Here is an 8,912-nt window from a genome sequence, read left to right as displayed (position 1 = left end):
CCTTGCCGGGCAGCGGATGTGAGAATTTCCCCATGTTCCCGCCATCACATCCACCCGACCGGACCGAGCGCAGTTCGCGGATCTTGTCGTAGTGCCGCTCGCATCGATAAGCGAGAAGTGGATCGGGCGGTCCGACGGGTCCGCCAGCGTCCAGATCGTTGGGTGATGGGCGGCCGGCGGACGGTGCCGACCGCGAGCATGAGAGGCTCATCGTGACAACTGGGGTCTGCATGACGAACGACGCCGAGACCGAGGAGCAGGTCGAGCACCTCTTCGACTATCTCAGCGCGTTGGCCCAAGAGGTTCAAGAGGTTTATGCCAAGCCCGTCCGACACCTCGGTCAGGCGTTCGGCAGGCAGCGTTCGCAGGGCGCGTAGCCCTTGGACTGGGCGATACGCAGTGGCGTGAGTTCCGGGTCGTGGATGTCGTGGCCGCGCCAGGTGGCGTGGCGGTGGCCGTCGAGGAGGCCGGGGCAGTCTGCCGTCCGGTGCATGCTCCGGCCGCCCGCGGTGATGTAGACCCGGGCGACGAGGCCCTTCGGTACGGGAGCGCACTGCGTTTCGACGCACTGTCCGACGATCAGGTCGTGGACGCACCGCTCATCCGCGGTGTGCGGGCGGGCGGGTTCTCCGGCGGCGTCAGCGGTGCCGGCCGGTCGGGGTGGATCGCTCTCGGACTGGACGCCGAGAATGTCGTCGCGATAGCGGGCCGCGTGAGGTCCGAAGGTGTTGACGAGTGCTTCTGCTTGCGCGTCCTCCCGGCCCTGGGCGGCGAGTTCGTCGGCTCGTTCGTTGTCGGGTACTCCGGAGTGGCCCTTGACCCATTCCCAGGTGACTTCGTGGGTCGCGGTGGCGGCTTCCAACCGTTTCCACAGGTCGATGTTCTTGACAGGATTTGTCGTGGAGATCCGCCAGCCGTTGTGCTTCCAGTTCGCCAGCCGCTGGGTGATTCCGAGGCGGACGTACTGGCTGTCGGTGTGGATCCGTACCCTGGAGGGTCTTTTCAGGCATTCGAGCGCGCAGATGGCGGCCATGAGCTCCATCCGGTTGTTCGTGGTGTCAGCCTCGCCTCCGTAGATCTCGCGGACATGGCTCCCGTAGCGAAGCACCGCTCCCCATCCGCCGGCCCCGGGATTGGGGGAGCATCCTCCATCCGTGTGGATGACCACGATTCCCGAATCCACACCGGCTCCTGTCGACGGACCTAGATCGAGAATCTCATCATGGTCATGTGTGCCGGTCGGTGTCCAGCAGAACTTGACGTGCGGTGAAAGGGGAGTCGTTCACAACTCCGGACCACCTGCTGAATAAGGCCGGGGCAGGGGCCGCCCATTGTCTCGGCCAGGCGCTCGCAATCGGCAAGGACCCACGCCTCGGTCTCGTCTCGTGCAGGACCAGCTGTGGGATGAATCTCGGGCCGCCGATCGCCTCGGCCACCAAGCGTTCGACGCCCCTGACACGGTCGGCGGGGCCGCCGGTCGTGGGTCGATCCGCCATGCCGGGAGCCTCGGAGAATCCCAGCAACGGAGGTTGCCGCTGTCACGAGTATCCGAGCCGGGCTTCGAGACGTTCGACCTCGCGGGGCTTGACCTGGGCGGTCGCGACGATTTCAGGACTGAAGCAGGCAGGGTTGCCGATCTCTAGCGTGAGGGCGATCTTCGCGCTCCTCAAACCCCGGCTCTGATGCCTTCGATAGTCGCTGAGAGCCGACCCGCCTGTTGCGACAACGTCGAGGATCAGCAGACCTTCGGCGTTCGTGCTGCTAAGCCCCGTCACAGACCCAGCATCTACCAGCCTTCGCATCTCGCCCGCCTCAGTCTTCATCTCTGCGATCTTGACGCGTGCCGCAGAATAAACCTCCCCACAAGGGTCTTTGTTCCACGGCAGCCAAGTGGTTTTCATGACCGCAGCGGTGGCACCAGCGCCCGCGAGGACAGCCAGAGGTACCGCAAGCCGGGCGGAGAAGCGCATGGACAGACCCTAGGCAACAAACGCAGCGCAAGGGCTGCAAAGCAGCATCGACGCCACAACAACGAGACCTGCCACCAGCCATCGGAAGATTGTCGATTAACCGCCCGAACTACAGCCACGCTGCGTTCATCAGCGCGAGAACGGCATCGTTCCGATTCGAACAGTCGCCCACCGCTTGTGCCGGTGGATCTTCATCAGCAGCTCCGACCGCACCTGGTTCAGGGACGAGCCACTACATCGAAGCCCGCGCCACCGAACCCGCCCAAGAACGCCGCGCCAAAGCATCCGAGCCACGCGATCTCCAAAACCACCAGCCGCCCCTCCAAAGCCCCGAACTCCTCGACCACATCCCGCAATCCAACCTCGGCCTCACCACCGTGCCCGAAGCCGTCCTCCGCCAGCTCTACTACCGGTGCCGGTTCCCCGAGGAATACGCGCTGGTCAACAAGATCGACCACCCCAGGGTCGTCTACCTGAAGGAAGCAGCCTTCGCCGACCAGATCGAAGACTGGCTGCTCACATCCTTCGGGCCATCGCAGCTTCCGGAGGCGATCGAAGCACTGAGGACCGCGAACACCGACCCCTGCGAGACACCAAGCCGACGATGCCGAACGCCTCGCCGCCTGCGACCGGAAGCTCGCCCAGTACCGGGCCGCCATCGACACCGGAGGCGACATCCTCACTATCAGCGAATGGATCAACGACGTGATGAAGGCGGAGCCCGAGGACAAAGCCGACCTCTACAAAGAGATGGGCCTCAAAATGACCTACTGGCCCCAGAAACAACTAGTGGAGGCCAGGTCGGAACCCGACCCCCACGTGTACGGAAGGTTTGTGTCCGAGGGGGGACCACAACCACCCGCCCACACCTACCCCATCGGCGAGGTCTACCGCGTCCGGGTGGCCTGATCGCGTGCATACGGTGCCCGACTGTCGCTGGGCCGGGCGCCGTACGCACGGGTTCGAATCCCCAACCGGAAACCAGCCAGATGGCTGCACCCCGACCGCTCGCGGATCCCCGACGTGCGCTGGTTCTGGTCGGCTGGTGCGCGCTGAATCATGCCGCCCAAGGGTGATGGTGGGCCCTGCCTTCTTCTGTCTATTGAGGAGGTTCTCGGCGCTCTCGCACCTCATCATGGTCCTGCCTTAGGTGCAGCCGGACGCCCGCCCGTGCCCGGCACGGATACCGGGTGGCCCACTCCGGTGCTGCCCGTTGGCTGTGAAGGACGGCCTTCACGTCGTAACCGCGCCCCCTACACTGTTATGTTCTTGTCGGTGCTCTTAGTGATCGCGATGGAGTTATCGGTGACTATCCCTGGGCCGCAGGCAGGCTTTGCTGTGCCGCTGTTCGACGACAACCCGTCGGTTGATGACCTGTTGGGATTCGACACGGTAGCCGAGGTGGTGGCCAGGGTTGTCAGCGCGGGCGGGTTGGACCCGGTCACGGTGGGGATCCACAGCGCTTGGGGCGGGGGGAAGTCCACCGCTTTGAACCTCGTCGCCAATCGGCTCGGCCGTATAGGCAGTGTAGTCGTGGTGCGGATTGACCCATGGGAATTCGAGAACGCCGAGGATCTTCGCGGCACTCTGATCGCCCAAGTGCTCGATGAGCTGCAAAGTCGCGTCGCATCGGCGGAGATGGAGCCGTCAAAGCGCCGGCAGTTGGTCAACCGTCTTGGCGATTTGCGACGGCGCATTGCCTGGGGGCGTGTGGCAGGGGTGCTTGTGTCAAGCGCCGTAACCCTCTCGCCGAACTTCGCGGAGCTCCTCGACGCACTGACTCCCCAGCCGAAGGAGGAGGAGTCCGACGCCGGCACGGCTAGCTCCCAGGGCATGGCGGGCTTCCGGCTAGCGTTTGAGCAGCTCATGGGCGAGGTTGACGGCATTGAGAAGGTTGTTGTGCTTGTCGACGACCTCGATCGTTGTCTCCCACCGACAATCATGGCGACGCTCGAAGCGATCAAACTCTTCCTGTCAGTGCGCCGAATGGCGTTCGTGCTAGCTGCCGACGAGGACCTGATTCGAGAAGCGATCGGAGTCCACTTGGAGGGAGCCTCCCGGGGTGGGTTCGCCAAGCTCTACACGGAGAAAATCATCCAGCTTCCGATCTCACTGCCCGTTTTGTCAGTGGAGCAAGCGGAAGCCTACATCACGCTCCTGCTTTGTAAGAACGCTGGACATCTCACCACGCAGGCGTTCCAGGACGTCGTCAACGCGGCAAACGAGCGCCGCCTGCAGGGCAAGGCGCCATACGTTGCCGCCGGTGAGAACGAATCCGACGGCCCACGGGTCGAACACTTGGTTATGGCGGCGCGTATTGCAGCCGGCCTCGGCGCCGACGTGTGGCGCAGCCCACGAGCGATCAAGCGCTTCCTTAACGCATTCGCCGTCCGCGAGCACCTCACCCGCACCAGCGGCGCCCAACTAGAGCTCGAAGTGCTACTCAAGCTCTACCTGCTGGAGATCCGGTACCTGGAGGAGTTCCGCCTGCTGAGCCAACAGTCGTCCGCGGAACGCACCGCGCTCATCGCTGACTGGGAACGTTGGGCTTCCGACGACGGTGACCAACCGCAGGACGTGCGTGAAGAGACCAAAGCATGGGCGGCAAGTCATCCATCGCTTGCCGGACTTGAAGCCCAGGTCGAGCGGTACCTCAGCATCGCCGCAACGCTGCTGAGCGACGTTCGTTTCGGCGGCGCGGTCACCGGCGCTCTCATGCGGATCATCGAGGGTCTCGCCGACGCTTCCGAGGCAACCCGGAACGCGGCGGCGCAGGAGCTGAAGGAACTGGAGTCGGCCGACCGACAAGTTGTGGTGCAGAGCCTGGGTATCCAACTGAGCCGACTAGCAGACCCAGAGCCGGTGATTTGGTCGCTGTCCACGGTCAGCCAGGCGGATCCAGACTTGGCTGACACGGCTAGTCGGGTACTGAGCCAGCCGACCTTCTTCAGGCGGCTGGAACCTCACCATGTCGTGCTCCTCGGTGTACTCCCGGATGTGCTGCGCGCGATCATCGGTACCGAAGGGCTGGACCCCGACGTCGTAGAAGCGGCGCGCGCCGAACTGACCGAGCCGCCGAGATAGTGGGCACCTCCGGCGCATACGGCGGCAGCGGCAACCAATCCTGGGACACCGCCCACGACGCGTACAGCAACGCCACCGCAGGCGGACCAGGACCGTCAGACGCGCAGGTGCAGACATTTGTCAACGCCTTCATGCAGGCGTTGGCAAAAACAGCCGGACCGACGCCGGGACCCTCGTCGTATCCGCTGGCTTCGCTGCGCCCGCAACGGGCTCGCGGCCCAGGAGACAGCGGGGGTTCTAGCAGCTCCGCCGGGGGAGGCGGTGCCCGTAACCTTGGCCGGCAGACCGCTCGCGGCGCCGCTGCCGTCGCGGGAGCCTCTGCCCTGCGCGCGGGCAACCGAGCGACGTTGGCCGATCTCGGTCTGGACTTGCATCATCTTGACAGCCTGCCCACGCCCAGGGCCAGGTGCGCATACATCGTCGACACCCTCCTCGGAGCGCCAAGTCACCCAGATGACGTAGCACTGCGCGCCGCGACGCTGCGCACCATGGTAGAGATCCAGAAAGCCAAGGAATTGCCGACCGCGGGGCAGCAGATGGAACTCTTCCTTCAACACCTTGCCTACGAGCAGGTACTGGTCGAACTGACCTCGCAACGGCGCAGCGACACCATCACACCGCAGCGCGCGAAGGAAATCGAGGAGAAGGCGAAGAAATATCTGCGTGCCAGCGTCAGGGCGATGAAGCTACCGCAGGAGGCAATACTCACTGCCCAAGCCTTCGTCGCGTCCGCGGCTACGCTCGCGCACAAGGTGTTCACCGTCTTCCGAATACGAGGTAGGGGATGAATCGCCTCGAACTTCTACCGGACGGCTCATCAGGCGCTCAAAGCGACGCAGCCATCTACTCGTGGCCCATGATGCCCGGCCGCACGGCTGCGATACACACCGACATTAGCTGGTCGATGACCGAGCTCGGCCCGGCCGCGCCAACGGCCAAGGATCTCTTGCGAATCGTCGCTGCCGCCTACCTGGCCGACCGAACCGTCTCACGGCCACGGCTGGCAATGCGCCGCGACCTGCACATCATTGTCCACATCGAGCAGCCAGAGGTCTGGACTCAAGAAATCTTGGACCGGCTTGCGGACTTGCTACACTGGCTGTCCGGTGACACATGGCATATCGACATCGTCCCCACACGGCCGATTCCTGAGCACGGTCGGCTCGATGTCCCTGCCACACCAGCCGATACTGTCAGTCTGCTCTCTGGCGGGCTCGACTCCCTGTGCGGCGCCCTCCTACACCTCGGTAAAGCAGCCACCACCATCTTTCTGGGGCATCGCGACAGTTCCACCGCTGTGCTAAGAGCGCAGGACACCATCAAGACGGCGCTGCAGCAGCGGCAACCGGCCACCACCTATCTTCGGTACGCGTTCAGGCCAGTCACCAAACGCCGTGAATCGACGCCACGCACACGCTCCCTGCTGTTCATGGCTATGGCCACGGTCCTGGCATCCGGCCATCGCGCAACTCGCATTCTGGTCCCGGAGAACGGATTCACCAGCATTAACCCTCCTCTGGAGCCCTCGCGCGGCGGTCCACTTACCACCCGATCCACTCATCCCTGGACCTTTTACACGTTCCAATTGCTACTCGACGCACTGCCATTGGACCGGATGACTATCACCAACCCGTACGCCACCATGACCAAAGGCGACTTGGTTGCTGCGGCATTGCACCCCGGCTCAGCTGACGATCTACGCTTGGCGGCCACCACCCTGTCCTGCGCCAAGCAAAATGCTGGCCGCCTGCGAGGCGGGAATCCTAACCTAAACTGCGGCCTGTGCATCGCCTGCCTCGTGCGCCGCGGTGCCTTCGCTGGCGCCCAGTTGACCGACCAGACCGAATATTTGGCGAACATGCTGGCTGGGCCGAAACGCGAAGAACTCTTGCACCTACGCCGCCACGATATTGCTGCATGGACTTACGCCACTGAGGTCGGCTTCGACGAATACCGTGTCATCGCTTCGGGCCTGTGGCCACCGCATACTGATTTCGACGCGGTACTCGCAATCTGCAACCGAGGACTGGAGGAGCTCGCTCGTGTCACTATCTGACCTACCTCCACTGGACTGCCATGCCCATATTGCACCCGACGTCACCGCTCCCCAGGTCAGGGCGCTGAACGGCGCCATCGTCTTTGCGATGACCCGCAGTCCTGCGGAGGCCAGTGCAACCGTGCGCCGCAGCGACGCCACGATCCTTTGGGGCTACGGCGCCCACCCAGGCGTCGCCTCCGCGGTAGCAGCCGTCACCGAAGCCAGCGTCCGACGCGCCGTCGGCCAGCACGCAATCATTGGCGAGATCGGCCTTGATCGCAAGACCGCGCTGGCACCGCAACTGGCCGCACTCGATATCATCCTTGAGATCTGCTCCGAGCAACCGCTCCTATTGTCCCTGCACAGCACCGGCCGCACCAGCGAACTACTCGATGCACTCATACGCCGACCACAGACCGGCGCAATACTGCACTGGTTCAACGGTACCCGCGACGACATCGAACGTGCCACCGCCATGGGCTGCTACTTCTCCGTCAACGCAGCCATGACCGACGAACGACTCGCACGGATCCCACGCGACCGCCTGCTGCCCGAGACCGACTTTCCGAGCAGCCGTCGCACCACACGTGCCCGAATACCAGGGGACATCGCTTTCCTCGAACAACGTATGTCCGAACTCCTGAACCAGCCATCGTCTGCTATCCGCGAGTTGTGGTACCGAAACCTCGCCACACTGGCAAACCGCGCCAGCGTCACCTCGCGGCTTCCGTCAACCCTCCGCGAAATTCTCAGCAGCTTCTAGTGTCTGTAATTGAATGTTCTTAACTCTTGCCGGATGCAGGTGTGGGATGATTCGTGCATGGTGCTGACGCCTGATGAGCGCGATGAACTTCAGTCGGTGGTTCTTGTGGGATACGACGGTTCACTGAGCCTTTTCCATCAGCCTGTTCGAGGCTGATGATCACAGCATGATCGCGGGTGGTGTGGCGCGGCCGGGAAGTGAAAAAGCCGCTGGTAGGAGGGGTGGACTCTCGCCTCCGCCCGACCCCCACCGGAGGCTTCGCGTGCTTTTCTATCGTTCTTCGCTGCCGTTGTCGCGTTCGACCCTGAACTACCTGACCGGGCTGGTGCGCCGGAACCGGGTGAAGCTGGGGAGCAAGGGCCGCGTGTTGACGGCCGGGCAGCAGGCGCTGATGACGCTCGCGTACTTGAAGAAGGGCGAGACGTTCGCGCAGCTCGGGGCGGGTTTCGGGGTCGGGACGACGACCGCGTGGCGGTATGTCAACGAGGCGGTGGCGTGGCTGTCGGCCCGCTCGCCCAAGCTCGGCCAGGCCCTCGCGAAAGCCCGGAAGGACGGCGTGGAGCATCTGATCCTGGACGGCACGCTCATCGCGATCGACTGCGTGAAAGCCGACCGGCCGTTCTACTCCGGGAAACACAAGAAGCACGGCGTAAATCTGCAGGTCATCGCTGGTCCGGACGGCCAGATCGTGTGGGTCTCGGGCGCGGTGCCGGGCTCGATCCACGACCTGAAAGCCGCCCGGAACTGGGGCATCATCCGCGCCCTCGCCGCCTGTGGGCTGATCGTCCTGGCCGACAAGGGCTACCACGGCGCGCACCCGGCGATCCTGACCCCGTACAAGGGCAAGAACAAGCCCGCCTCACAGAAGCAGCCCAACTGCTCCCACGCCAAGCTCCGCAGCCCCGGTGAACGAGCAAACGCCCAGCTCAAGAGCTGGAAGATCCCGACCAAACTCCGCTGCTGCCCCCACCGCGCCGGCCACCTCGCCAAGGCCATCAGCGTCCTCCAAAACCGCGAAGCCTCAGCTCACGCATGATGGAAAAGGCTCAGTGTTCCG

General features: G+C 63.9%; 10 protein-coding genes. 7 read left to right on the top strand and 3 right to left on the bottom strand.

Annotated elements, in window-relative coordinates; genetic code table 11:
* The first annotated feature begins 212 nt into the window (after positions 1 to 212).
* On the top strand, positions 213 to 377 hold the full coding sequence (locus LO762_RS14950) for a hypothetical protein (RefSeq protein ID WP_230615439.1): 165 nt from the start codon (positions 213 to 215) through the stop codon (positions 375 to 377).
* Here LO762_RS14950 and rnhA read toward each other — a convergent pair.
* The 3 genes from rnhA to LO762_RS14935 all read right to left on the bottom strand — a co-directional run bounded on the left by rnhA (position 341) and on the right by LO762_RS14935 (position 2,671).
* Entirely contained in the window at positions 341 to 1,168 is an 828-nt protein-coding gene (gene rnhA / locus LO762_RS33520; protein WP_308103982.1) for a ribonuclease HI, read from the bottom strand. The two genes, LO762_RS14950 and rnhA, sit on opposite strands and share 37 nt — an antisense overlap.
* A gap of 370 nt (positions 1,169 to 1,538) precedes the next feature.
* Positions 1,539 to 1,970 carry a hypothetical protein gene (locus tag LO762_RS14940; RefSeq protein WP_230615436.1) on the bottom strand — a complete coding sequence of 144 codons (432 nt, stop codon included), beginning with the start codon at positions 1,968 to 1,970 and terminating at the stop codon, positions 1,539 to 1,541.
* Positions 1,971 to 2,188: 218 nt separating this feature from the next.
* The gene (locus LO762_RS14935) at positions 2,189 to 2,671 is read right to left on the bottom strand and encodes a hypothetical protein (protein WP_230615433.1); all 483 of its coding nucleotides are present in this window, start codon (positions 2,669 to 2,671) and stop codon (positions 2,189 to 2,191) included.
* Between the two features lie 4 nt (positions 2,672 to 2,675).
* Here LO762_RS14935 and LO762_RS14930 point away from each other — a divergent pair, with 4 nt between their 5' ends.
* The 6 genes from LO762_RS14930 (at position 2,676) to LO762_RS14905 (ending at position 8,891) form a co-directional block, all read left to right on the top strand.
* Complete coding sequence (locus LO762_RS14930; RefSeq protein ID WP_230615430.1) at positions 2,676 to 2,879, top strand: hypothetical protein; 204 nt, start codon at positions 2,676 to 2,678, stop codon at positions 2,877 to 2,879.
* Positions 2,880 to 3,245: 366 nt separating this feature from the next.
* The gene (locus tag LO762_RS14925; RefSeq protein WP_230615427.1) at positions 3,246 to 5,054 is read left to right on the top strand and encodes a P-loop NTPase fold protein; all 1,809 of its coding nucleotides are present in this window, start codon (positions 3,246 to 3,248) and stop codon (positions 5,052 to 5,054) included.
* A 488-nt stretch (positions 5,055 to 5,542) separates the two neighbouring features.
* A complete protein-coding gene (locus LO762_RS14920; protein WP_230615424.1) occupies positions 5,543 to 5,842 on the top strand; it encodes a hypothetical protein in 300 nt (99 codons plus the stop codon).
* Positions 5,839 to 7,110, top strand: coding sequence for a hypothetical protein (locus tag LO762_RS14915; protein ID WP_230615421.1), 1,272 nt, complete (start codon positions 5,839 to 5,841; stop codon positions 7,108 to 7,110). The genes LO762_RS14920 and LO762_RS14915 overlap by 4 nt, the downstream gene beginning before the upstream one ends.
* Positions 7,097 to 7,855, top strand: a complete 759-nt coding sequence (locus LO762_RS14910) for a TatD family hydrolase (RefSeq protein WP_230615416.1) — start codon at positions 7,097 to 7,099, stop codon at positions 7,853 to 7,855. Before LO762_RS14915 ends, LO762_RS14910 begins: the two co-directional genes overlap by 14 nt.
* Positions 7,856 to 8,117: 262 nt before the next feature.
* A complete protein-coding gene (locus LO762_RS14905; RefSeq protein ID WP_230615412.1) occupies positions 8,118 to 8,891 on the top strand; it encodes a transposase family protein in 774 nt (257 codons plus the stop codon).
* The last annotated feature ends 21 nt before the right edge of the window (positions 8,892 to 8,912 follow it).

Origin of the sequence: Actinocorallia sp. API 0066, assembly GCF_020991275.1 — a bacterium.
Lineage (GTDB): Bacteria > Actinomycetota > Actinomycetes > Streptosporangiales > Streptosporangiaceae > Actinocorallia.
Note: the sequence above shows the minus strand (reverse complement) of the source record. Positions and strands in the feature narration are given on the sequence as shown.